Below are 24,198 nucleotides of genomic sequence, written 5' to 3' on the forward strand. Positions count from 1 at the left end.
ACGCCGGCTCGGCACTCAGCCGCGCGCGATGCAGCTACGTACGGTCGTGCCCGTGACCCCCGTGTGGACGCGGACCAGGTCCGAGACGACGTGCACGAGGAACAGGCCGCGTCCGCCGATCTGCTCGGGCCGCAGGGGGCGCCGGCCGGCCAGCGGATCGCCCAGCCGTCCCCCGTCCTGCACCTCGCACACGATCTGCTCGCTCTCCGCCCAGATCCGCAGCGTCCCCGACCCGCCGCCGTGCACGACACTGTTGGTCGTGAGCTCCGCGACGACGAGATTCAGGTCCTGGAGGCGCTCCGGTGCCATTCCGCGCTCCCGGGCCTCGCTCGTCGCGAAGTCGCGGACGGCGGGAAGGTGTTCCGCGTCGAACCGGAGGGCGGCCGCTCCGGGCGGGTGGCGCAGCGTCTCGTTGCAGCGCTCCAGCACCGCGTCCGGATCGAACGCGCGGCTGACACGCTCCCGCCCGCCGCTGATGACGACAGGATGCGTGGCGTGCGCGTCGGCGATCACCTCGTCGGAGAGGGCCCGCGCGTCGTACGGGCAGAGAATCGTTACGTCATGTCCGCCGAACGCCCGGTTGATCAGAGCCTCGTGCTGGAGACAGGCCGGGTACTCCGCGGCCGTACGCCCGTGCCACACGGGTTCGCCGATGATCCGGACCCGGCTGCCCCGATGCGCGTCGGTGAACCTGCGCAGTACGGAGGGGATGATGCGGCCCGGGTTCCTGCCGTCCCGGGTCATGTCGATCCAGCGGACGCCGTCGCCGAGCGGTCCGAGTTCGCGTCGGATCAGTTCCAGTCGGCGGGCCGGCACGGCCACCGCCACCGGTTCCGCGGCCGCTACGCCCTCCGCGACGAAACGCGTCGTCGCCTCCACGTATTCACGGTCGCCGCGATAGAGGAGCGCCGGGTGGACGAAGGGTTCGTCGCACGGTGCCGCCGACGTCACGAACCGGCCCCCGGGTTCCCTGCGGTGATTCGCACGGCCGGTCCGGCCCTCCGGTGCGCCGCGGCGGATCCCGTCCGCGCGCCGTCCTCTTGCCACTCGATCTCCACCGACTCACCTCGCCGACCGTTCTGCGCGGCAGGGTCCGGCCGACCCGGTTCCTGCCACGTGGCCCGCGCCGTATCGGCCGCGCCTGGTCCTCACTTGCCCCGCTTTGCCCGCCGGAACCGTCCAGGTCTCCGTTCGAGCGTTGATACCGTCGGAGTGCATCCGAACAGTGCCAGCGGCCGGAACGCCTCCCGGCCGGGACGCCCCGCACACGGATCTGAAGAAAGTTTCGAGTCGGGGGGCATGAGCGGTGTGATGCAGGGCAGACGGGTTCTGGCATCAATTCCTTCGGACGATTTGGGGTGGACGGCATGGCAGCCGTGACGGCAGCGAAGGCAACGCACACGGCGCAGTCGGCAGTGACGACGGTGGAGAGCACGCTCCCGCAGATCGCCCAGCCGCTGAAGGTCAGCCCGAAGGATGCGCGTGAACTGTCCCGGCAGTTCTTCAACCGGCTCACGGTGCTCGAAGAGGGCACGCACGAATACCAGTACGCGCGCAACACCCTCATCGAGATGAACCTCTCCCTCGTCCGGTACGCGGCGGCGCGCTTCCGCAGCCGCAGCCAGGGTGAGATGGAGGACATCGTCCAGGTCGGCACGATCGGGCTCATCAAGGCCATCGACCGTTTCGAGCTGACCCGCGAGGTCGAGTTCACCTCCTTCGCCGTGCCCTACATCGTCGGTGAGATCAAGCGCTTCTTCCGTGACACCAGCTGGGCCGTGCACGTGCCGCGCCGCCTGCAGGAGGCCCGCGTCGAACTCGCCAAGGCGACGGAGGAGCTCCGCACCCGCCTCGGCCGCACGCCGACCACCCGCGAGCTGTCCGAGCTGATGTCGCTGTCCGAGGAAGAGGTCATCGAGGCCCGGAAGGCGTCGAACGGCTACAACTCCTCCTCCCTCGACGCCGCGCTCACCGCCGACGGCGGCGCCGACGGCGAGGCCGTGCTCGCGGACTTCCTCGGTGAGGACGACCCGTCGCTGGAACTGGTCGAGGACTTCAACTCGCTGGCCCCGCTCATCGCCGAGCTGGACGACCGCCAGCGCCGGATCATCCACATGCGTTTCGTCGAGGAGCGCACCCAGGCCCAGATCGGTGAGGAGCTCGGCATCTCGCAGATGCACGTCTCCCGGCTGATCACCCGCATCATCAAGCGGCTGCGCACGGGCCTGCTGGACCCCTCGGTCGCCTGATCCGCCCGCTCGTCACACCCGGTTCGACGGTCCCGTCGTTCCCCGCCAGGACCCCGGTCCGGCGCGGGGCGGCGGGACCTCGCCGTGCGTAGGCCCGTCCACCTGGACGGAGAGGGTCCTGTGTGTCCCCTTCTCGCGCCCTTATTCCTGTCCTCGGCAACATTTTCCGGCTGCCGAAGAGTTATCTCTCACGCTTTGTTCACAACCCGCGTTCTGGGTTAGCCTGCGGCGTATTTTCTTGGCGGGACGACCCGCGATCCGCCGGAATTTCCACGGACAGGTGTGGGGGCCGCCGTGGGCCCGGCGTGGTTCCGAGTTCCGTGTCACGGGACTCCAGGGGAGCGGAACGAGGGTGGGCATGACCAGGGCAGCGAGCGGGACGTCCGGACGGACCCCGGGCGAGCAGGAGTTGCGTCAGTTGCTGGCCGGCCTCACCGCCGTGCGCGACGGCGACTTCGGCACCCGGCTTCCGGACGAGGCCGGCGGTCTTCTCGGCGACATCGCGACCGTGTTCAACGGCATGGTCGACCAACTGTCGGTGTTCACCTCCGAAGTCACCCGGGTCGCCCGGGAGGTGGGCACGGAGGGCACGCTCGGGGGGCAGGCGGAGGTGCCGGGTGTCTCCGGTACGTGGGCCGATCTCACCGACTCCGTCAACGCCATGGCCGGCAACCTGACCACCCAGGTCCGTGACATCGCGCAGGTGGCCACGGCGGTCGCCAAGGGCGACCTGTCGCAGAAGATCGACGTTCCGGCGCGCGGCGAGATCCTCCAGCTGAAGGAGACCGTCAACACGATGGTCGACCAGCTGTCCGCGTTCGCCGACGAGGTGACCCGCGTCGCCCGCGAGGTCGGCACCGACGGACGCCTCGGCGGCCAGGCCCAGGTGCCCGGCGTCGGAGGTGTCTGGCGCGACCTCACCGACTCCGTCAACTTCATGGCCGGCAACCTCACCGCCCAGGTCCGCAATGTCGCGCAGGTCACGACGGCGGTGGCCCAGGGCGACCTGTCGCAGAAGATCACCGTCGACGCCCGCGGCGAGATCCTCGAACTCAAGAACACCATCAACACGATGGTCGACCAGCTGTCCGCGTTCGCCGACGAGGTCACCCGCGTCGCCCGCGAGGTCGGCACCGACGGACGCCTCGGCGGCCAGGCCGACGTCAAGGGGGTCAAGGGCACCTGGCGCGACCTCACCGACTCCGTCAACTTCATGGCGGGCAACCTCACCGCCCAGGTCCGCTCGATCGCCCAGGTGGCCACGGCCGTCGCGAAGGGCGACCTGTCGCAGAAGATCACCGTCGACGCCCGCGGCGAGATCCTCGAACTCAAGGAGACCATCAACACGATGGTCGAGCAGCTTTCGGCGTTCGCCGACGAGGTCACCCGCGTCGCCCGCGAGGTCGGCACGGCCGGCAACCTGGGCGGGCAGGCCACCGTGCGGGGCGTCTCCGGCACGTGGAAGGACCTCACCGACAACGTCAACGTGATGGCGTCGAACCTGACCGGCCAGGTCCGCTCCATCGCGCAGGTGGCGACCGCCGTGGCCCGCGGCGACCTGTCGCAGAAGATCACCGTCGAGGCGAAGGGCGAGGTCGCCGCCCTGGCCGACGTCATCAACACGATGGTCGACACGCTGTCCGCGTTCGCCGACGAGGTGACCCGCGTCGCCCGCGAGGTGGGCACCGAGGGACGCCTCGGCGGCCAGGCGCACGTACCGAACGTGGCGGGCACCTGGAAGGACCTCACCGACAACGTCAATTCGATGGCCAACAACCTCACCGGACAGGTGCGCAACATCGCCCTGGTGACGACGGCCGTCGCCAAGGGCGACCTGTCCAAGAAGATCGATGTCGACGCCCGCGGCGAGATCCTCGAACTCAAGACGACCATCAACACCATGGTCGACCAGCTCTCCGCGTTCGCGGCGGAGGTCACCCGGGTGGCGCGGGAGGTCGGCAGCGAGGGCCGGCTCGGCGGCCAGGCCGAGGTGGAAGGCGTCTCGGGTACATGGAAGCGGCTGACCGAGAACGTGAACGAGCTCGCCGGCAACCTCACCCGCCAGGTCCGTGCGATCGCCGAGGTCACCAGCGCCGTCGCCGAGGGCGACCTGACCCGCTCCATCACCGTCGAGGCCTCGGGCGAGGTCGCGGACCTGAAGGACAACATCAACTCCATGGTGGAGTCGCTGCGTGAGACGACGCGCGCCAACCAGGAGCAGGACTGGCTCAAGACGAACCTGGCGCGGATCTCCGGCCTGATGCAGGGCTATCGCGACCTGGACGTCGTCGCCGACCTCATCATGGACGAACTCACCCCGCTGGTCGCCGCGCAGTACGGCGCGTTCTATCTGGCCGAGGAGACCGCCAAGGGGACGGAGCTGCGGCTCGTCGGCTCGTACGGCTACCCCGACGAGGACGGACGGCCCACCCGGATCCCGCTGGGCCGTTCACTCGTCGGCCAGGCCGCGCGCAGCCGCCGCGCCATCACCGTCGACGACGTGCCGCCGGGCTACGTCACCATCTCCTCCGGCCTCGGGCGGACGGCCCCGACCGCTCTCATGGTGCTCCCCATCGTTGTCGAGGAGCAGGTCCTCGGCGTCATCGAGCTGGCCTCGGTGACCCGCTTCACGCAGGGCCACCGGACCTTCCTCGAGCAGCTGATGGAGACCATCGGCGTCAACGTCAGCACCATCGTCGCCAACGCCCGCACCGACGAGCTGCTCGGCGAGTCGCAGCGGCTTACCGCCGAACTCCAGGCCCGTTCGGAGGAGTTGCAGGTCCAGCAGGACGAACTCCAGCGGTCCAACGCGGAGCTGGAGGACAAGGCCTCCCTGCTGGCGACCCAGAACCGCGACATCGAGGCGAAGAACCTGCAGATCGAGCAGGCCCGGCAGGAACTGGAGGCGCGGGCGCAGCAGCTGTCGCTGGCCTCGAAGTACAAGTCCGAGTTCCTCGCGAACATGAGCCACGAGCTGCGGACGCCACTCAACAGCCTGCTCATCCTTGCCCAGTTGCTGGCGCAGAACCCTTCGCGCAACCTCACGCCGAAGCAGGTCGAGTACGCCGGGATCATCCACTCCGCGGGTTCCGACCTGCTCCAGCTGATCAACGACATCCTCGACCTGTCCAAGGTCGAGGCCGGAAAGATGGACGTCACCCCCGAACGGGTCCCGCTGCGCCAGCTCCTGGAGTACGTCGAGGCCACCTTCCGCCCCATGACGTCGCAGAAGAGCCTGGACTTCACGGTCAGCACCGCTCCCGGCGCCCCTGTCGACCTCCTCACCGACGACTCCCGGCTGCGCCAGGTACTGCGCAACCTGCTGTCGAACGCCGTGAAGTTCACCGAACGCGGGCGCGTCGAGCTGCGGATCGAACCCGCGGCGGACCAGGAGATCCCGCCGGGCGTCCGGCGCGGCGGAACCGTGGCCGCCTTCCGGGTCAAGGACACCGGCATCGGCATTCCGGAGCAGCAGCTGGAGACGATCTTCGGCGCCTTCCAGCAGGCGGACGGGACGACGAGCCGCAAGTACGGCGGGACCGGGCTCGGGCTGTCCATCACCCGGGAGATCGCGCATCTGCTGGGTGGCGCGGTGACCGTCGACAGCGTCCCGGGGCAGGGCAGTACGTTCACGCTCTTCCTGCCGGTCGCCCGGCCCGAGTTCGAGGCGCTGCTGGCCGGCGGCCGGAAACCGGAGGGGGGACCGGACGCCTTGGCGCCCGCGGAGCCCCGGCACGCGATCACCGGTTCGACCCGTCCCGACCGCTCCCGCCGGCGCCGGCTGCTGGTCGTCGAGGACCGGCCTCGGGGCCTGCTGACGCTGGTCGCGGAGAGCGCGGTCGGGGACGTGGCGCGCAGCCGTGACGAGGGCGACGCACGCGAGTCCGTCGACGTCGTCACGGTCGTCGGGGCGCAGGAGGCGGCGAGTGCCCTCGCCGCCGAGCCGTGGCACTGCGTGATCCTCGAACTCGGCCTGCCGGGCGGGGAGACGGCCCGGTTCCTCGAAGCCGTCGAGGGCGACTCGGCTCTCGCGACCGTGCCGGTCCTCGTCCACAACGGCAGCCGCGTGGACCTCGCGCAGGAACAGGCGCTGCAGTCCCGCTCCGGCGCCCGGTCCCTGGAGTTCCTGTCGAGCCTGGACGAGTTGCGCGAGCGCATCGCCCTGCACCTGTCCGCCGAACAGCCGGGCGACGTGGTGCCGCTGGTGCGTGCCGAGGAGGCGAGGCGCCAGCCCGCGCAGCCGATCGACGACGCGTTCCGGGGCCGTACGGTGCTGGTCGTCGACGACGACGCCCGCAACCTCTTCGCGCTCAGCGGCATTCTGGAGCTGCACGGCTTCCAGGTGCTGCACGCGGAGAACGGCAGGAAGGGCATCGAGACGCTGCTGGCCCGGCCCGAGATCGCGCTGATCCTGATGGACGTGATGATGCCCGAGATGGACGGGTACACGGCGACGGCCGAGATCCGGAAGATGCCCCGGTACGCCGGCCTGCCGATCATCGCGGTGACCGCGAAGGCCATGCCGGGAGACCGGGAGAAGAGCCTGCTGTCGGGGGCCAGCGACCACGTCACCAAGCCGGTCGACACCAACGACCTCATCGCCTGTGTCCACCGCTGGCTCGGAGAGTGACATGGCGTTCGGCACCGACAGGTGCGGCCGGGCGGCGGGAGAACCCCCCGCGCCGGCGCCCCTCCCCCACGCCTTCGGGCGTCCCCGCCGAGGAGTAGTCGCACGGTGAACAGTCCTGAAGCTACCGACGCCGACGACGTGTCCGGGGCGTCGGAGGTGGGACGGGCCGGGGGCCCCGCGGGCACGGGCGGCACGTCTCCGGTCGGCCGGCTGGCGGCCACGGTCGAGCGGCTGCGCCGAGAGGTGCGGGCGGCCCATCTGGAGGCGGACGGTCGCGCGCTGATCGAGCTGGCCAAGGGCATCCTGGTCGAGCGGTTGAGTTGCGGTCCCGCCCAAGCGGCCCGCCAGCTCGCCGAGTTGGCCGGGCAGGCGAGAGTGTCGCAGCTCCAGCTCGCCGTCGAGATCATCAACCAGGCTGCGCACGACCGGCTTTCGGAGGTGACCAGCACCTTCCTCGCCGTCACGGCGGCCGGCGCCTCCGAGGACGACACCCCCGCCGTGCGGCTGCGCGCCGCGGAGAGCGGCGCCCTGGCCGCGAGCGACACCCAGGCGGTCGCCGACTCCCTGCTCCAGCACGCGCTGGCCCCGCTCGGGGCCGTCGCCGTGGCCGTCTGGGCGGCAGGCGCGGACGGTTCGCTGTCGCTGGCGGGCAGCGCGGGGTTCTCGGCAGACGAGGCCGGACGCTGGCGCTATGTGCCGCCGGGCGTGGCGACCATGGCGCGCCTCGCGCTGACCGAGCGGTCGACGCAGTGGGCCGCTTCGCTGTCCGGCACCGGGCTGCCCTCCATCGGGCACGCGGCCCTTCCGGAGGGCGGACGGGTGGCCGTCCCGGCCGGTTCCGGAGGCCGTGTCCACGGCGTCCTCGAAATCGCCTGGCCGTCCGCTCCGGCGCCTCAGTCCCCGCAGGTCGTACGTCAGGTCGAGGCACTGGCCGAGCTGTGCTCGCACACGCTGGAGACGCATGCGCCTCCGGGCGAGGACCGGGACGCCCGCGGGACGACGGAGGTCGCCGAACTGGTCGACCTCGCCGACGGGTTGCACGACCCCGCTCTCGTGCTGGTGCCGCACCTGGACGGTCAGGGGCGGTTGGCGGACTTCCGTATCCGCCACGTGAACAGCCGGTTCCTCGACCCGGCGGGCCGGCGCCGGGGATCGGTCCAGGGCGCGCTGCTGCTGGAGGCCTACCCGATGGCAGCCGGGGACAGCGAGCTGTTCCAGTGCATCGAGCGGGTGTACGCCACCGGGGAGCCGTTCCGTGCCCGGCGGATGGATCTGACGGCGCTGGTCGACCAGGTGCCGCTGTCGTCGGTGGCCGACATCAGCGTCAGCCGGCACGGCGGGGCGCTGCTGTTCATCTGGCGCATCGAGGACGAGACCGCGCGGCTCGCGAGCCTGCTCCAGCACGCCCAACGGCTCGGCAGGATCGGCGGGTTCGAGGAGAACCTGCTCACCGGCGAGATCATCTGGAACGACACCCTCTTCGACCTGTACGGCCGCTCCCCCTCGGTCGGCCCGGTGCCGCTGGAGGAGTTGTCCGCGCACACGCATCCGGACGACGCCGTCACCATCGGCCGCTTCCTGCGTACGGTCCTGCACCATCGGCGGCCCGCGTCGGCGGCGTTCCGGCTGCAGCGGCCCGACGGGGTCACCCGGCACATCCGGATGGTGGCCGAGCCGGTGCTCGATGCCGAGGAACGGCTGTTCGTGGTCCGCGGCGCCTACCAGGACATCTCGGCCCAGCACTGGACCGAGGTCGCGCTGGCCGTCACCCGTGACCAGCTCGCGCACACCGAGCAGCAGGCCCATGAACGCAACCGGCTGACGCTCCAGTTGCAGCACGCGATCATGCCGCCCACCCAGGCCCCGCTGCGGGCGCCGGGACTCGGCGTGGCGGTCCGCTACCGGCCGGCGGAGACCGAGCAGCTGGTCGGCGGCGACTGGTACGACGCCGTCGTGCTGCCCTCCGGTCTGGTCCTGCTGTGCGTCGGGGACGTGGCGGGGCACGGCATAGAGGCCGCGACCAGCATGGTGGTCCTGCGCAACGCATTGCGCGGACTGGCCGTGACGGGTGCCGGACCCGGTCAGCTGCTGTCGTGGCTCAACGCCGTGGCGCACCATCTGACCGGAGGAGTCACCGCGACCGCGGTCTGCGGGATCTACGATCCGCGCCGCCGCGTGCTGCGCTGGGCAAGGGCGGGGCATCTGCCCCCCGTGCTGGTCCGTGACGCGGACGCCACCCCGCTCCCCCTGGTCAAGGGCATCCTGCTCGGCGCCGTACCCGAGGCGACGTTCGAGGAGGACGAGGTACAACTGGCCGTCCACGACACCCTGTTGATGTTCACGGACGGCCTGATCGAACGGCGCGACCGCTCGGTGGAGGTGTCGTTGCGCCAACTGCTCCAGGCGGCGCGTACGACCTCCCGGACCCTGGACCACCAGCTCGACCGGCTGCTGACGTACAGCAGGTCCGACACGGACGACGACACCTGCATCGTCGGTATCCAGGTGGAGGAGGCCGGACCCGGGGACGGGACCGAGGAGGCGGGGGAAGGGATCGACGGGTCCGGAGGCGCCGTCGGCTGACGGGCGCCGGTCCGGGACCGGAACAGTGAGGCGGCCCCGCCGACAGCCGGGGGGGGTGACTGCCTGCGGGGCCGCGAAGCTCGGGTCCGCCAGGGGGGATGGCGTCCTCAAGCTGTCTCAGGATGCTGGTGCCCCGGTCTCAGCGATGCATGCACACGAGTTTCCGGGATTCTTTCCCCCGGATGGAGCAGCATGACGGGGCTGGTGCGGGTACTAGGGAGTTCTCCGTCCGTCCTTCCCCAGGGGCCTGTCTTGATCACATCCGTGCGCCGAACGCTCGTCATGCAGCTCGTCACCGAGACCACGGGCCGTTCCCCCGTCATGGCTCATCTCGCGTATCGCGCCGACGACCCGTTCGCCGTCACCATGACCTTCAGTCACGACGGTCTGGTGCTGGCCCGGTGGCGGCTCGACCGCGAGATGCTGGCCGAGGGGATCGAGCGTCCGGTGGGTGAGGGCGATGTGCGCATCGGCCCGCGGGCCACCGGAATCTGGCGGGAGGTGCGGCTGGAGTTCTTCGGCCGCCCGCACTCCGACGGCGGACGCCAGCACGCGGTGGTCGTCGGATGGGCTCCCGCGATCCTGTCGTTCCTGGACGAGACGCACCGGATCGTCGCCGCCGGCGAGGAGCAGGTCTCCCTCGACGGGTTCCTCGCGGAGGTCATCGCCGGCGGCTGACGCGACCGGGTCCTCTGCCGGAGCGGGTCGCGTCGCCCTCCGGGGTGCCGCGACCGTGAGCGCGCCGGGTGCGACCGCGCCGTGGCCGGTCAGCGGGCGACTTCCCCCACGTGCGGCACCACCCGGGTCAGCCGCAGGACGCCCCACAGGACGAGGCCGGCCCCGGCCAGTTCGGGGAGCAGCCACCAGCCGGTGCGGACCGTCTCGCCGAAGAGGAAGACGCCGAGGAGCAGGCTCACCGTGGCGTCGCCGATCGTGAGGGCGGGCTGCGAGGCGGCCAACGGGCCCGCCTGGAGGGCGTTCTCCAGCAGCAGCACGGCGCCGATGCCGGTCACGACGAACCCGTACGTCTGCCACACGCTCAGGAAGGCGACGAAGCCGTCGTCCTCCAGTGTGCCCACGGCCGACTTCAGGAGCGCGGCCGTCAGGGCGTTGCTGATGGCCGAGGCCGATCCCAGCACCGCCGCGCGGAACAGCGGAGGCCGTCCGGGGCGCGAGACCGCGACGGCGACGGCGACCGCCGAGAGGCACAGGATCAGCATCGGGATCCAGCGCGCCATCGGGGCGGACGTCTCCGCTCCCGACGGGTCGGCGGCGACGAGGACGAGACCGAGGCCGGCCACCACGCCGGCGACGGCCCACCATCCCGCGCCGGGGAGGCTGCGGTGCAGCAGCGGAATGGCGATCATCAGGGCGAACGGGAGCTCCAGGATGAACAGGGGCTGGACCAGGGACAGGGGCCCGTTCACCAGGGCGAGGGCCTGGAAGAGCGCCGCTCCGGCCACGCCGGCGATGCCGATCAGCCACGCGGGCTGCCGCGCGAGTTCCAGGATGAGCCGCAGTCCGCCGCCCTGGGGGACGCGGGAGGCCGCCTTGCGCTGGAACGCCGTACCCATGGCGTTGCTGGCGGCTCCGAGCACGGCGAACAGTACGGCCAGCGCTATCACCCCTCCACCATGCCCCGGGACGGCGGGCCGTGGCATCCCGGGCCGACCGGTCGGGCGGACGCTCGCTCGCTCGCTGGAGTGATCAGAGCCGGGCGGGACCGGGACAGGAGCAGCCGGCGCGCCCCGTCACCGCCGCCTTCCCATGGTCCCCGCCGGTGGCACTCGCCGTCCGCTGCGGACCGGTGGTGATCATGAGGTGGACGAAGACCAGCCGCGGGTCGCGAGATGTCAGTCGACGGTGACGACGACTGAGTGCCTGCCGCTGGCACCGTCCGGGATGGTCTGGGTGCGCTTGGCCGTCTGCACCCGGCCCGTGCGGTCGGTGGCCCGGACCGTGAGGGTGTGGCCGCCGCTCGTGGCCTGCCAGGGGAACGACCACTGCCGCCAGGTGTCGACGGTGTCCTCGGAGGCGAGGCGTGCCTCCTGCCAGGCGCCGTCGTCGACCCGCACCTCGACCTTGTCGATCCCCCGGTGCTGGGCCCAGGCGACTCCGGCGACCATGACGGTGCCCGCCTTCGGCCGCGCGAAGGGCTTCGGGGTGTCGATACGGGACTCGGTCTTGATGGGCGCCCTGCGCGCCCACTTCCGCTTCACCCAGTACGGGTCGTAGGCGTCGAAGGTGGTCAGCTCGATGTCCTTGATCCACTTGCACGCCGACACGTAGCCGTAGAGGCCGGGGACGAGCATCCGTACCGGGAAGCCGTGCTCGAACGGCAGCGGCCGGCCGTTCATCCCCACGGCGAGCATCGCGTCCCGGCCGTCCATCACGTCGTCCACGGGACTGCCGATGGTCATGCCGTCGACCGAGCGGGCCACCAGCTGATCGGCCGGGCCGCCCTTGGACGGCGGCCGCACGCCGCATTCGGCGAGGAGGTCGGCCAGCCGCACGCCGATCCAGCGGGCGTTTCCGACGTAGGGGCCGCCGACCTCGTTGGACACGCAGGTCAGCGTGACGTTCCGCTCGATCAGCTCGCGCCGGAGCAGGTCGTCGAACGTGAAGGTCATGGGGCGGGTCACGCCCTTGCCGTGGATCTTCAGCCGCCAGGCGGTCGCGTCCACCTTGGGGACGACCAGGGCGGTGTCGACGCGGTAGAAGTCGCCGTTCGGCGTCACGAAGGGGCTGATCCCCGGGATGCGGAGCTGTGCGCCGCCGGGGGTGGGCCTGGCCCGGGAGGACGCGGCGGGCAGCACCAGTCTGTCGCGCGAGGCGACCGCGTCCTGGCCGCGGTCGCCGTTCAGCGACCGGCCCAGAGCTCCCGCTCCGGCCGAGGCCGCGGCCGCCGCTGTGGCGGCGATGATGAATCCGCGCCGGTCCCAGCCGGAGTCCCTCGACGCGACGGCCGGGGCGGCAGCTCCGACGGTCGCCGCGGAGTGGTTCTCGTCCGGCTGGGGGTCCGGCGCGGAGGGTGCGGGCAGGGCGACGGTGAGCCGTCCGACCAGCACGTACAGGAGGGCCGCGCCGCACAGGGCTCCGACCACCGACGGCAGGGCGTCGGTCCAGCTCGTGGAGTCGGGCCGGCTGAGCGCGGCGGCGCCGCCGATGACACCGAAGAGGAGCACGCCCGCCGCTCCGGCGCGCCGGTGGCGTACGGCGAACGCGCCGAGCACTCCGGCGAACAGGGCGAGGACGACCAGGATGCCGAGCTGGAGGACGAGCTTGTCGTTCGTGCCGAAATGCCGGATCGCCCAGTCCTTCACGGCGGGCGGCGTGCGGTCGATGGCGGCGCCCCCGACGGCCACGATCGGACCCGCTTCCGGCCGTACGAGCGCGGAAACCAGTTCGGCCGTGGCGAGTGCGGCGAATCCGGCGAGAAATCCGCTCAGCGCACCGAGCGGGTAGCGCACCCAATTCTTCCGCGCATTCCGGTCCTTCTGTCCTGTCATCACGGTGGGAATCCGATTCCGGTGGCCCGGCGGATTGGTCCGGACGGGAAATTCATCTCGTACGGCCATTTCCTCCCGGCCGCCCCGGTGGGGTCCGTCGTCCGCATCCGGCCCCTCAGGCGTGAAAGCCGAGCAGTGCCACGGGCGTCGACGTGGGGTGGGCCGAACCCCGGGCGGGCTCGACGGTGACGCCCAGTCCGGAGGCCGTGCCGATGCCGCCGTCGAGGAGGACGGTGACGGGGTCGCGGGAGGGGTGCACGAGTCCGGCGGGCCGCATCACCCCGGCGTCGTCGAACCAGAGTTCGTACACGCGGCCCCGCCCCGGTGAGGGGACGGTGTCGGCGGCGAACAGGGCGCGGTCCACCTGGTGCGAGACGACCAGGCGGGCGGTGGCGTCACCGGTCAGCGGCAGGGACTGCGTCTGGGTGTCCGGGGCGGCCAACAGGGCGGTGACGAGGACCAGTCGCTGTTCCGCCCGGGCCTGTTCGGCACCGGCCCGCTGGTTCTGCGACACGCTCGCGCCGCCGAACGCGAGGGCGCCGGCGACACAGGCCGCGACGGCCCAGCGCGCGGCGCGGCGCGACCGTCCGCTGTAAGCCGGGAACCTCGTCCGCAGCATGTGGGCCGGGACCTGCCGTGTTCCCTCGATACGCGTCAGCACGTCCTGCCGGAACTCTCCTCGCGGGCGGACCGTCGCGGCAGCGGCGAGGCGGGCCGCGGTCTCCCGGAGTTCCTCCGCCTCGGTCCTGCAGACCGGGCAGGAGCCCAGGTGCCGCTCGAACTCGGTTCGTTCGGCGGGGTCCAGCGCGTCGAGCGCGTAGGCACCCATCAGCAGATGCGGGTCGTTTCTCATGGCGACGTCCGGGAGACGGCCGCGAAACGGAACCGCCCGGCGAACGCGGAGCGATCGGGCTCCGTCCCGGCCGGGAATGCACCTGCGAGAATTCCACGCGACATTCGGAGTCCTTTCCCGGCGCACAGCCCATCGACGGTAATCCGCAGCCGAAGGGGCCGCGGATTGGTGTGCGATTCCTCACGGGCCCGGGTGAAGCACCGCGCGCCGGGCACCCGAGGGGTGGAGCCCCGTCACCCCCTATCCCCGTGGTGGCGGGGCTTCGCGCGCCCACCAGGCGGCAGGGTCCGCCCGGGCCGGCCGGCCGGAATGCGCGGCCGTCCGGAATGGAGGAGCGTGGTGGCGTAAGGAGGAGTGCCATGGCCACGAAGGCCGCGCCCGGCGAGCGGGACGGTGGGGACCGGGGCTGGCTGCGGGGCTCACCCCCTCCGCGCTGGGTACGGCTGCTTCCGATCGTCCTGCTGGTCGGCGTCTGCGTCGCCGAGCTCGCGACAAGCCGCGCGCTGGACATCGGGTTCCTGCTGGGCGCCATCCCCTCGCTCGCCGTCCTGTCCTACGGGCCGGTGGCGACGGCGGCGTTCGGTGTGGTCGTCGTGGTCCTGCTGAACATCCCCGCCATACAGCTCAACCATCCGGGCAATGCCGACCTCGTCACCGTCATCTTCATCGCGCTGCTCAGCGTTCTCGTCGCCCTGGTCCGCAGCCGCAGGGAACAGCACCTGGTCACCGTGCGGTCGGTGGCTGAGGCCGCCCAGCTCGCCGTGCTGCCCCCGCTGCCCGACCGGGTCGGGCCGGTGCGCTGCGAGGGTCTGTACCGGCCCGCGCAGCGGGAGACGCTGGTCGGTGGCGACTTCTTCGACGTGCGTGACGGTCCCTTCGGTGTCCGGGCCGTGATGGGTGACGTACAGGGGCACGGGCTGTCCGCGGTGGGGACGGTCGCGTCGCTCCTGGGGGCGTTCCGGGAGACCGTCCTCGACCAGCGCGACCTCGTCGAGGCAGCGGCACGGCTGGACCGCAGGCTGGTCGTGGACTCGTCGGGCTGCGAGCACGCGGAGATGTTCGCGACCGTGCTGCTGCTGGAGTTCTCGCCCTCGGCGGACGCGGTGCGGCTGGTGTCCTGCGGGCATCCGCGTCCGCTGCTGCTGCGCGGCGCGAAGGCCCTCGAACTCGACAGCGAGCCGGGACCGCCGGTCGGCACGGGGTTCTTCGGGCTGGCCCCTCCCGAGTGCCGCACCGTCGACCTGGAGCCCGGCGACCGGCTGTTCCTGGCGTCGGACGGCGTGAGCGAGAGCCGCGATCCGTCCGGCGCCTTCTACCCTCTGCCGGACCGCCTCACCACGTTCGCCGACGAGCAAACGGACGCCCTTCCCGAACGCGTCTGGAAGGACCTCACCACCTTCTGCCCCTCGATCCGCGACGACGTGACGATGCTCGTACTGGCGCCGCTGTCTCGCGACGGGGCGTGACCTTCAACGGCCCTCGGACCGGCCTGCCCGGACCGCTGCCCCTCAGCGTGCCGCGTTCGCCGCGATGTCCCGTGCCGCGATGTATCCGAACGTCATCGCCGGGCCGATCGTCGAGCCCGCGCCCGCGTAGCTGTGGCCCATGACGGCTGCGCTGGCGTTGCCCGCGGCGTACAGGCCGGGGATCGGTGTGCCGTCGGGGCGCAGGACGCGGGCGCGGGCGTCCGTGCGCAGGCCGCCCTTGGTGCCGAGGTCGCCCGGGACGATCCTGAAGGCGTGGAACGGGGGCAGCCACAGCGGGGCCAGGCAGGAGCTGGGGTGGACGGCGGGGTCGGTGTAGTAGTGGTCGTAGGTGCTGTCGCCCCGGTGGAAGTCGGGGTCCCTGCCGTTCAGTGCCTGGCTGTTGAAGCGGTTGACCGTGGCGCGGAGCGCGGCGGCGGGGACGCCGATCCGGCCGGCGAGGGCGTCGAGGGTCCACTCCTTGTGGGCGGCGCCGGAGCTGTACCAGGAGTCGGGGAACGGGAACGTGGGCGCGACGTCCTTGAACAGGTAGCGGTTGCGGTAGTTCTGGTCGACGACCAGCCAGGCCGGGATGTCCGGCGCGCTCGTGTTCCGGTCGTACATGGTGTGCACGACGTCGCTGTAGGGCCCGGCCTCGTTGACGAAGCGCGCTCCGGCGGCGTTCACCAGCAGGCCGCCGGGCAGCGTGCGTTCGGCGAGACAGAAGTAGGGCTCCTCGGGGAGCGGTATCGCGGGGCCCCACCACGCGTCGTCCATCAGGTCGAGGGCGGCTCCGGCTCGCCGCCCCGCCTGGATGCCGTCTCCGGTGTTCTCCTTGGCTCCCACCGTCCAGTCGGTGCCGATGGGCCGGCGCTGGTACTGGGCGCGCATCGCGGCGTTGTGCTCGAAGCCGCCCGAACCGACGACGACGGCCCGACCGGCCCGGACGAGGCCGGGCACGCCGTCCCGGGTGACGACGACGCCGGTGACGGCGCCGTTCTCGATGAACAGGTCGGACAGCGGGGTGTTCAGCCACACCGGGACCTGGGCGGCGAGCAGTCCCGCGCGCAGACCCGCGGCCAGGGCCTGGCCCATCGTGAGCGGTTTCTGGCCGAGCAGGGCGGCCTTGGTGCCGCGGGCCAGGCATGCCGTGGCGACGGCCGCGCCCTTCGCGCTCACGGCGGCGAGGGTGAGCCACTTGTAGTCGGCGCTGAAGACGACCATGCCGGCCGGGACCGCCATGTACGCCGGGTTAAGGCGGGCGAGTTCGGCGCCGAGGATGTTCCCGTCGAGCTGGTCGGGCTCCATGGAGCGGCCGCCCGGAAGGCCGCCGGGCAGCTCGGGGTAGTAGTCGCTGTACCCCTCCATCCAGCGGAAGCGCAACGGGCTGTTGGCCAGGACGAAGGAGATCATGGCGGGCCCCTGGCCGAGGAAGGCCGCCTGCCGGTCGGCGGAGACGTCCGGGCCGACGACGGCCGCGAGATAGGCGGCGGCCTTCGCCGGGGTGTCGGGGACCCCGGCGGCGAGGATCACCTCGTTGCCGGGGATCCAGATACCCGCGCCCGAGCGCGCCGCCGAGCCTCCGAAGGTGGCCGCCTTCTCCACGACGACGCAGGTCAGTCCCTGTTTCGCGGCGGTCAGGGCGGCGGTCATGCCCGCCGCTCCGGAGCCGACCACGACGACGTCGTACGTGCCGAGGGCGGGCAGGTCGGCCGCCGTGGCGCCGGTGGCCGTGGCGAGTCCGGCGGCGAGCGCGAGCCCGGTTCCCGTGGCCGCGCCGAGCACGTGGCGCCGCGACGGGCGGGGCGCCGGGGCGGAGCCGGCAGGTCTGGCGGGGTCGGTGTTCGAGGACATGGCAGGTCGCTCCAGCAGGGCGGGGAAAGGTGGGGGCGTTGCGCGCTCCGGAGGCCGACAGGCCCCCGCCGTACCGGTTCTGATGCAGCGTCAGAAATTTCGCGCAAGGGTCTTGTGAAGTCAAGAGCGAGCGGGCCGGACCCGGTCGGACCACCCAAGATCGGACACAAGTTACCAACAGGTATGTAGTGACTTAACAAGCCAGTAACAGTAGAACGTGTTCCCACTCATCCCAGAGTGAGGAGCGTCACATGAGTGACATCAACCAGCCCAGCAAGGATTCCAGAGGTGTCTCGCGTCGACGATTCATTGCTGGAACAGGTTCTATTCTTGGGGCCGTGAGTCTCGCCGGAGGCGCCGCCGCGGCCCCGGCGCCGACCGTCACGGCCGCCGCCTCCATCCCCTCCGGAGCACACGTCCCCGTCCTGGTGATCGGCACCGGCTACGGCGGCTCCGTCGCCGCGCTGCGGCTCGCCCAGGCGGGCGTCGACGTGCAGATGGTCGAGATGGGCATGGCCTGGGACACCCCGGGCTCGGACGGCAAGATCTTCGCGAACACGACCAGCCCGGACAACCGTTCGTACTGGCTGCGCACCAAGACCAAGCAGCCCCTGAGCAACTTCCTCGGCTTCCCCATCGACCGGTCGATCCCGCGCTACACGGGGATCCTGGACGCCGAGGAGATGGGCCAGATCATCGTGTACCAGGGCCGCGGCGTGGGCGGCGGCTCGCTGGTCAACGGCGGCATGGCCGTCACCCCCAGGCGGGAGAACTTCGGCGCCATCCTCCCATCCGTGAACACCGACGAGATGTACTCGACGTACTACCCGCGCGCCAACACGAACCTCGGCGTGGGACTGGTGGACCCGGCGTGGTTCGACACGACCGACTGCTATCAGTACGCCCGGGTCGGCCGTAAGCAGGCCCAGCGTTCCGGCTTCCCGTTCGTGTTCGTGCCCGACGTGTACGACTGGGACTACATGAAGCAGGAGGCCGCCGGCACCGTGCCCAAGTCGGCGCTCGCCGCGGAGATCCTCTACGGCAACAACTACGGCAAGAAGTCACTGCAGAAGACCTACCTCGCCCAGGCGAAGGCGACCGGCCGGGTCACCATCTCCCCGCTGCACAAGGTCACTTCGGTCTCCCCCGCGGCCGGCGGCGGATACACCGTCCTGATCGACGAGCTCAACACCAACGGTGACGCGACCGCCTCAAAGACGGTGACCGCGGACCGGGTGTTCTTCGCCGCCGGAAGCGTCGGCACCAGCAAGCTCCTGGTCAAGCTGAAGGCGACCGGCGCACTGCCGTCCCTCAACGGTGAGATCGGCCAGGGCTGGGGCGACAACGGCAACGTCATGTGCGGCCGGGCCAACCACCTCTGGGACCCGACCGGTTCGCTCCAGTCCAGCATCCCCTGCGGCGGCATCGACAACTGGGCCGCGGGCGGCGCGTTCGCCGAGGTCGCGCCCCTGCCCACCGGCATCGAGACCTTCGCGTCGTTCTACCTGTCCATCACCAAGAACCCCAACCGCGCCCAGTTCACCTGGAACGCGGCCACCGGCAACGTCGACCTGAACTGGCAGACCGCCTGGAAACAGCCCGCCATCACCATGGCGAAGTCCATCTTCGACAAGATCAACGCGAAGGAGGGGACGATCTACCGGACCGACCTCTTCGGCACGTACAAGATCTGGGGCGACCACCTCACCTACCACCCGCTCGGTGGCGCCGTCCTCAACAAGGCGACCGACAACTACGGCCGCCTCCAGGGCTATTCGGGCCTGTACGTGATCGACGGCGCGCTCATCCCCGGCAACACCAGCGTCAACCCGTTCGTCACCATCACCGCGCTCGCCGAACGCAACATCGAGAAGATCATCGCCACCGACCTCTAGCCGGCAGCCGGCGGTCGACGTCCGAGACGGTCCGGGCCGCCCGAGCGGCCCGGGTCTCCTCCGTCCGTCGGTCGTCTGTCAGTGCGTCGGCAGCACACACACGCTGTCGAGGCCCAGCACGTGGTTGAGCCGGCCGAACGCCAGCCACGAGCCGATGCTCATGCTCAGCTCCACGATCTCCCGCTGGCTGTAGCACGCGGTCATCCGGCCCCAGAACTCGTCGTCCAGACCGTGGTGGTCCAGGGCGTACCGCTCGGCGTACTCGGCGGCCAGCCTGGTCCGCTCGTCGAGGGCGTCGGCGGTACGCCACCGGGTCACCGCGTCCGCGAACTCCTCCTCGACCTTCAGGCCGTCCCGCTCGGTGCGCCAGTCGAGGCAGAACATGCAGCCGTTGATCTGCGCGACGCGCAGCCGCGCCGCCTCGAACTCGCGCAACCCCAGCGTCGTGTGGGCGTACACCGACAGCGAGAAGTTCGCCGCCGCCATACCGATGCCGGGGACCATGTCCCCCCACACGTACCCGATCGGCTCCTGGCCCTCGGGGATGTCGATGTGCATGGTCATGGGTCCTCACTTCCTTCCCAGTCGGCCGACTGCGGGGCGCAGCGGGACGTCGAGTGCGTCGTAGAGGCCGGGCTCCGCGTCCACGAGCCAGTCCACGGCGCCGACCAGCCGGCCGACCGCGGTGGCGTTCCCTCCCGCGGAGCGGTTCTCGCCCTCGTCGGTCGCCTCGACGGTGACCTCGATCCGCGGACGGCCCTCGATGATCACGCGGTGGGCGCCGTCGCCGTCGGGCGGCGCCGGCCAGTCCGGTGCGCAGGAGGCGTGGATGCGGGTGACGTGCTCGATGACGATGAGGGGTTCGCCGTCGACGATCCCCTGCACCTCGAAGCGCACGGCGCCCTGCGTGCCGGCCGCGAACTCCCCCATCGTGCGGGTGGTCACCGTCGTCGCGAGCGGACGCCGTTCCAACGTCTCGCGGATGTCGTCGAGTTCGACGCCGAGGGCCCGCGCCATCAGTCGTATCTGGCCGCCCCACACCATCGTCGGGATCGACGGGGCGAGCATCAGCGGCTCGTAGTCCATCGGCTGTCCCATGCCGACCAGGTAGCGGACGGACTCCTCCTGTTCGTAGGTGGAGTAGTCGAAGATCTCCTGGCAGCGGATGGCGTCGATCCTCGTGCCGAGTCCGCTGATCAGCAGGGGCAGCACGTCGTTGCCCCAGCCGGGGTCGACGCCTGAGACGAACAGGGAGCCGCCGCCGTCCGCGATGGCGGCGAGCATCGGCTCCCGGAACTCCGGCGGCGCGTTGCGCTGGTCGTAGAGCGGATAGAGAGCGGGGGTGACGACGACCGCGCCGGCCCGGATCGCGCGGGCGATGTCGAGGAGCGCCTCGTCGGGTCGGATGTCGCCCGAGGCGGCGTAGACCACTGCCCCCGGGCCCTGCGCCAGGACGGCCTCGATGTCGTCGGTCGCGGCGAGGCCGAGGCCGTGGTCCAGCCCGGCGAGTTCGCCCGCGTCGCGGCCGACCTTCCCGGGATCGTGGACGAGCACGGCCGCGAGTTTCAGCTTCGGGTGGGCCTCGACGGCGCGGATGGCCGCGCGGCCGACATTGCCGGTACCCCAGACCACCGTGGAAATCATGCGCGGAGGGTAGCGAGCCGACCGCGAGGTTCCCATAGCCGTGACCGGGGAAAAGAATCCGGCTCCGGACCGGCCCGCCCCCGAGGCCGAGCGAGCCCCGTCCGGTCCGGTCGACAGGACCTAAGCTCGGGTGCATGGCCAAGTACTTCGACGTGCACCCGGACAACCCGCAGCGCCGCATCATCAGCCAGGCGGTGGAGATCGTCCGCAGCGGTGGACTGATCGTCTACCCGACGGACTCCTGCTTCGCGCTCGGCTGCGCGCTCGGCAACAAGGACGGCATCGACCGCATCCGGTCGATCCGCCAGCTCGACGAGCGGCACCACTTCACCCTGATGTGCGAGGACTTCGCGCAGCTCGGGCACTTCGTACGGATCGACAACGCGGTCTTCCGGACGGTCAAGGCGGCGACGCCCGGCAGCTACACCTTCATCCTGCCCGCGACGAAGGAGGCCCCGCGCCGGCTGCTGCACCCGAAGAAGAAGACGGTCGGCGTGCGCATCCCGGACCACGTCGTCGCGCAGGCGATCCTCGCCGAACTCGGTGAGCCGCTGCTGTCGAGCACGCTGCTCCTGCCGGAGGAGGACAAGCCGCTGACCCAGGGCTGGGAGATCAAGGACCGGCTCGATCACGTGGTGGACGCCGTGATCGACTCAGGCGACTGCGGTACGGAGCCGACGACCGTCGTCGACTTCTCCTCCGGGGAGCCCGAGATCGTACGGCTCGGGGCGGGCGACCCGTCACGGTTCGAGTAGGGCGGGAGACGGAGCCGCGCCGTGGGTCGTCCTCGCGGAGGACCCACGGCGCGGTCACGGTCTTTCAGGCTGTGCGGTTGGTGCCGGTCAGCTGGTCGTCAGGGCGGTGTCGTCCACGACGAAGCTGGTCTGGAGCGAGGAGTCCTCGACGCCGCTGAACTTCAGCGCGACGGTGGAGCCGGCGAAGGAGGACAGGTCGAACGTCTTCTGGACGTAGCCGGTGGCCTTGTTGAGGTTCGAGTAGGTCGCCAGCGTGGTCGATCCGGCCGTGACCGTGAGCTTGTCGTACGCGGTGCTGGTGGTCGTCTCGGCCGTGTCGACGTGCAGGTAGAACGTCAGCGCGGCCTTGCAGCCGCTCGGTACGGCCACCGACTGGGACAGCGTGTCGGTGTGGGTCGAGCCGTAACCGTCGAGCCAGGCCTTGTAGGAACCGCCGTGCGCCGCCTGGCCGGTGTCGGTCGTGATGACACCACTGCTGGCGGTCCAGGTGGTGTTGCCGGACTCGAAGCCGGGGTTGACGAGCAACTGCTTGGCGGTGCAGGTGCCCCCGCCGCCCGAGGAACTGACCGTCCACGTGAACGTCGCGGTACCGGTGGCACCGGTGCTGTCCGTGACGGTGACGGTCGTGCTGTACGTCCCCGCGGTCGTCGGGGTGCCGGTGACGGCGCCCGTCGAGCTGTTGATCGACAGACCGGCCGGCAGACCGGACGCCGCGTAGCTGAGGGAGCCGCTGTTGGTGCTGCTCGCCGCGATCTGCAGGCTCACGGCGGTTCCGACGGTGGCGGACTGGCTGCCCGGGTTGGTGACGGTCACGCCGCTCGTCGGCGGGGTGACGTGGCTGCCGACGTTGATGCCGGCGAAGGCGTTGGCCACCCCGGCGTACTGGGCCGAGCTCGCGCCGTACAGCGCGGTCGCGGCGTTCAGCGCGGCGGTGCGGGCACTGGCGTAGTTGGTGCTTGACGTCATGTACGTCGTCAGCGCCTTGTACCAGATCTGCAGGGCGGCGGCCCGGCCGATGCCGGCGACGGCGACACCGTCGGAGGTCGGGCTGTTGTAGGTGACGCCGTTGATGACCTTGGTGCCGCTGCCCTCGGAGAGCAGGTAGAACATGTGGTTGGCGGGGCCCGAGGAGTAGTGGACGTCCAGGTTGCCGACGCCGGAGTACCAGCTGTCCGCGGAGCCGCCGTCCTTGCTGGGCTTGTCCATGTAGCGCAGCGGCGTGCCGTCACCGTTGATGTCGATCTTCTCGCCGATGAGGTAGTCGCCCACGTCGGAGGTGTTCGCCGCGTAGAACTCGACGCCCGTGCCGAAGATGTCGGAGGTCGCCTCGTTCAGGCCGCCGGACTCCCCGGAGTACTCCAGGCCGGCGGTGTTGGAGGTGACACCGTGGCTCATCTCGTGACCCGCCACGTCCAGCGAGGTCAGCGCGTGGGTGCTGCTGGTGCCGTCGCCGTACGTCATGCAGAAGCAGCTGTCGTCCCAGAAGGCGTTGACGTACGCCGAGCTGTAGTGGACGCGGGAGTAGGCCGCGACGCCGTTGTTCTTGATGCCGCTGCGGCCGAAGGTGTTCTTGTAGAAGTCCCAGGTCATCTGGGCGCCGTAGGCCGCGTCGGCGCCGGCGGTCTGGGTGTTGGAGCCGGCGCCGGTCCCCCAGGTGTCGTCGGCGTCCGTCATCAGGGTGCCGGTCCCGGACGTGGCGTTGTTCAGGCTGTACGTCTTGTGGCCGCCGCGCGTGCTGTCGGTGAGCTGGTACGTCGAGCCGGACAGCGTGGTGTTCAGCGTCACGGTGCCGCTGTACTGGGTGTTGCCGGTGCCGGTCTGGACGCCCTCGTACCGGCTGAGTTCCTTGCCGGTGGTCGCGTCCGTGACGACGTGCAGCTTGCTCGGGGTGCCGTCGTCCTGGAGGCCGCTGACCACGGTCTCCCAGGCGAGGCGCGGGGTGCCGGTGCCGGCCCAGATCACCTTGCGGGCGCTGTCGGCGGCGGGCTTCTCCGCCTTGAGCGCCTTGGCCGCCTTCAGTGCCTGGGCCCCGGCGGCGGTCCTGGTGAACGACGCGGCGGTGGTCGCGACCTTGATGGTGTGCTTGTTGTTGAAGGTCGTGCCGACCGTTCCGGTGGCCCGGGAGGCGGGCGGAGTGTGGACGACCACGTCGCCGCCGAGCACCGGCAGCCCGGCGTAGGTGCGCTCGTAACGGGTGTGCAGGGTGCCGTCGTTGTCCTTGACGACGTCCTTGACGACCAGCTTCTCCTTCGGGCCGAGGCCGAGGAGCCCGGCGGTGTCCGTCGTCTGCTGCGAGGCATTCTTCAGCAGGGCCGTGTGCTGAGCGGGGGAAAGCTTCGTTTCCAGTCCCCCGGTGCGCAGGGGGCTGGTGTGGGGGGCGGGCTTGGCGGCTGCCGGGACCGTCTGTATGCCGACGGCCAGGAAAGCGGCGGTGGCCACCAGGGCTCCGGCCGCGGTCGCCTGACGGGGGATACGTCTCACTCGTACTCCTACTGCTTCGGCCGCGGTCGGCGGCCGGTGACAGACCGGGCAGACGGGATGTGCTGTCCGGGACGAGCTGAGCAGGGGCGTGCGGGAACGCGACCGTGGGCAGGTCGGACGCGACCTGCCGTACAGGTGGGGGAAGGATTGCACTGTTGACCGATGCATGACATCGCCTCGTCGGCGATCGAGGGTTATCCCTACGCCGTGGTGACGGAACCCCCTGTCGCCCCCCGCGCGGCCGCACGTCGACGGCGTCCCCGTGCCCCGCGTCTCGCCGGG

General features: G+C 71.0%; 15 protein-coding genes. 7 read left to right on the top strand and 8 right to left on the bottom strand.

Annotation, left to right across the window (positions count from 1 at the left end):
• Nucleotides 1-15: 15 nt before the first annotated feature.
• Entirely contained in the window at nt 16-951 is a 936-nt protein-coding gene (locus ACIRQH_RS03200; RefSeq protein ID WP_404223903.1) for an anti-sigma factor RsbA family regulatory protein, read from the bottom strand.
• A gap of 416 nt (nt 952-1,367) precedes the next feature.
• On the opposite strand from ACIRQH_RS03200, the gene ACIRQH_RS03205 reads away from it, so the two are divergent.
• From ACIRQH_RS03205 to ACIRQH_RS03220, 4 genes are all read left to right on the top strand, one after another.
• The gene (locus ACIRQH_RS03205; protein ID WP_404223905.1) at nt 1,368-2,249 is read left to right on the top strand and encodes an RNA polymerase sigma factor SigF; all 882 of its coding nucleotides are present in this window, start codon (nt 1,368-1,370) and stop codon (nt 2,247-2,249) included.
• Nucleotides 2,250-2,607: 358 nt separating this feature from the next.
• Nucleotides 2,608-6,879 (top strand): HAMP domain-containing protein, encoded by a 4,272-nt coding sequence (locus tag ACIRQH_RS03210; protein WP_404223907.1) that lies wholly within the window; start codon nt 2,608-2,610, stop codon nt 6,877-6,879.
• A gap of 138 nt (nt 6,880-7,017) precedes the next feature.
• The gene (locus tag ACIRQH_RS03215) at nt 7,018-9,462 is read left to right on the top strand and encodes a SpoIIE family protein phosphatase (protein WP_404223995.1); all 2,445 of its coding nucleotides are present in this window, start codon (nt 7,018-7,020) and stop codon (nt 9,460-9,462) included.
• Nucleotides 9,463-9,744: 282 nt separating this feature from the next.
• Nucleotides 9,745-10,140, top strand: coding sequence for an SsgA family sporulation/cell division regulator (locus ACIRQH_RS03220; RefSeq protein WP_388865776.1), 396 nt, complete (start codon nt 9,745-9,747; stop codon nt 10,138-10,140).
• Nucleotides 10,141-10,229: 89 nt separating this feature from the next.
• On the opposite strand, the gene ACIRQH_RS03225 is transcribed toward ACIRQH_RS03220, so the two are convergent.
• The 3 genes from ACIRQH_RS03225 to ACIRQH_RS03235 form a co-directional block, all read right to left on the bottom strand.
• Nucleotides 10,230-11,087 carry a DMT family transporter gene (locus tag ACIRQH_RS03225; protein WP_358820645.1) on the bottom strand — a complete coding sequence of 286 codons (858 nt, stop codon included), beginning with the start codon at nt 11,085-11,087 and terminating at the stop codon, nt 10,230-10,232.
• A gap of 228 nt (nt 11,088-11,315) precedes the next feature.
• Complete coding sequence (locus ACIRQH_RS03230; protein ID WP_388865233.1) at nt 11,316-12,971, bottom strand: sulfite oxidase; 1,656 nt, start codon at nt 12,969-12,971, stop codon at nt 11,316-11,318.
• Between the two features lie 115 nt (nt 12,972-13,086).
• A complete protein-coding gene (locus ACIRQH_RS03235; RefSeq protein ID WP_388865231.1) occupies nt 13,087-13,824 on the bottom strand; it encodes an anti-sigma factor domain-containing protein in 738 nt (245 codons plus the stop codon).
• A gap of 359 nt (nt 13,825-14,183) precedes the next feature.
• Between ACIRQH_RS03235 and ACIRQH_RS03240 the strand changes: the two genes are divergently transcribed.
• Entirely contained in the window at nt 14,184-15,290 is a 1,107-nt protein-coding gene (locus ACIRQH_RS03240) for a PP2C family protein-serine/threonine phosphatase (protein WP_388865229.1), read from the top strand.
• A gap of 42 nt (nt 15,291-15,332) precedes the next feature.
• On the opposite strand, the gene kstD is transcribed toward ACIRQH_RS03240, so the two are convergent.
• Nucleotides 15,333-17,141 (bottom strand): 3-oxosteroid 1-dehydrogenase, encoded by a 1,809-nt coding sequence (gene kstD, locus ACIRQH_RS03245; RefSeq protein WP_388932297.1) that lies wholly within the window; start codon nt 17,139-17,141, stop codon nt 15,333-15,335.
• A gap of 251 nt (nt 17,142-17,392) precedes the next feature.
• Between kstD and ACIRQH_RS03250 the strand changes: the two genes are divergently transcribed.
• Nucleotides 17,393-19,036, top strand: a complete 1,644-nt coding sequence (locus tag ACIRQH_RS03250; protein WP_388865225.1) for a GMC oxidoreductase — start codon at nt 17,393-17,395, stop codon at nt 19,034-19,036.
• A 78-nt stretch (nt 19,037-19,114) separates the two neighbouring features.
• Here the strand turns inward: ACIRQH_RS03250 and ACIRQH_RS03255 are convergent, their stop codons facing one another.
• Both ACIRQH_RS03255 and ACIRQH_RS03260 read right to left on the bottom strand, forming a co-directional pair.
• Nucleotides 19,115-19,594, bottom strand: coding sequence for a carboxymuconolactone decarboxylase family protein (locus ACIRQH_RS03255; RefSeq protein ID WP_388865773.1), 480 nt, complete (start codon nt 19,592-19,594; stop codon nt 19,115-19,117).
• Between the two features lie 12 nt (nt 19,595-19,606).
• A complete protein-coding gene (locus ACIRQH_RS03260) occupies nt 19,607-20,680 on the bottom strand; it encodes a dihydrodipicolinate reductase (protein WP_358820650.1) in 1,074 nt (357 codons plus the stop codon).
• 134 nt (nt 20,681-20,814) lie between these two features.
• On the opposite strand from ACIRQH_RS03260, the gene ACIRQH_RS03265 reads away from it, so the two are divergent.
• Nucleotides 20,815-21,435: an L-threonylcarbamoyladenylate synthase gene (locus tag ACIRQH_RS03265; RefSeq protein ID WP_164370179.1), complete on the top strand. Its 621-nt coding sequence runs from the start codon at nt 20,815-20,817 to the stop codon at nt 21,433-21,435.
• Nucleotides 21,436-21,522: 87 nt separating this feature from the next.
• On the opposite strand, the gene ACIRQH_RS03270 is transcribed toward ACIRQH_RS03265, so the two are convergent.
• Entirely contained in the window at nt 21,523-23,916 is a 2,394-nt protein-coding gene (locus ACIRQH_RS03270; protein WP_388865223.1) for a M4 family metallopeptidase, read from the bottom strand.
• Between the last annotated feature and the right edge of the window lie 282 nt (nt 23,917-24,198).

The organism is Streptomyces sp. NPDC102279 (genome assembly GCF_044766365.1).
In the GTDB taxonomy this organism is placed as follows: Bacteria; Actinomycetota; Actinomycetes; order Streptomycetales; family Streptomycetaceae; genus Streptomyces.

What these genes read in the sequence shown, in the direction of transcription:
- ACIRQH_RS03205 (WP_404223905.1), top strand. Translation starts at nt 1,368, where the DNA reads ATGGCAGCCGTGACGGCAGCGAAGGCAACGCACACGGCGCAGTCGGCA.
- ACIRQH_RS03210 (WP_404223907.1), top strand. Translation starts at nt 2,608, where the DNA reads ATGACCAGGGCAGCGAGCGGGACGTCCGGACGGACCCCGGGCGAGCAG.
- ACIRQH_RS03220 (WP_388865776.1), top strand. Translation starts at nt 9,745, where the DNA reads ATGCAGCTCGTCACCGAGACCACGGGCCGTTCCCCCGTCATGGCTCAT.
- ACIRQH_RS03230 (WP_388865233.1), bottom strand. Translation starts at nt 12,971, where the DNA reads ATGACAGGACAGAAGGACCGGAATGCGCGGAAGAATTGGGTGCGCTAC.
- ACIRQH_RS03235 (WP_388865231.1), bottom strand. Translation starts at nt 13,824, where the DNA reads ATGAGAAACGACCCGCATCTGCTGATGGGTGCCTACGCGCTCGACGCG.
- ACIRQH_RS03240 (WP_388865229.1), top strand. Translation starts at nt 14,184, where the DNA reads ATGGCCACGAAGGCCGCGCCCGGCGAGCGGGACGGTGGGGACCGGGGC.
- kstD (WP_388932297.1), bottom strand. Translation starts at nt 17,141, where the DNA reads ATGTCCTCGAACACCGACCCCGCCAGACCTGCCGGCTCCGCCCCGGCG.
- ACIRQH_RS03250 (WP_388865225.1), top strand. Translation starts at nt 17,393, where the DNA reads ATGAGTGACATCAACCAGCCCAGCAAGGATTCCAGAGGTGTCTCGCGT.
- ACIRQH_RS03255 (WP_388865773.1), bottom strand. Translation starts at nt 19,594, where the DNA reads ATGCACATCGACATCCCCGAGGGCCAGGAGCCGATCGGGTACGTGTGG.
- ACIRQH_RS03260 (WP_358820650.1), bottom strand. Translation starts at nt 20,680, where the DNA reads ATGATTTCCACGGTGGTCTGGGGTACCGGCAATGTCGGCCGCGCGGCC.
- ACIRQH_RS03265 (WP_164370179.1), top strand. Translation starts at nt 20,815, where the DNA reads ATGGCCAAGTACTTCGACGTGCACCCGGACAACCCGCAGCGCCGCATC.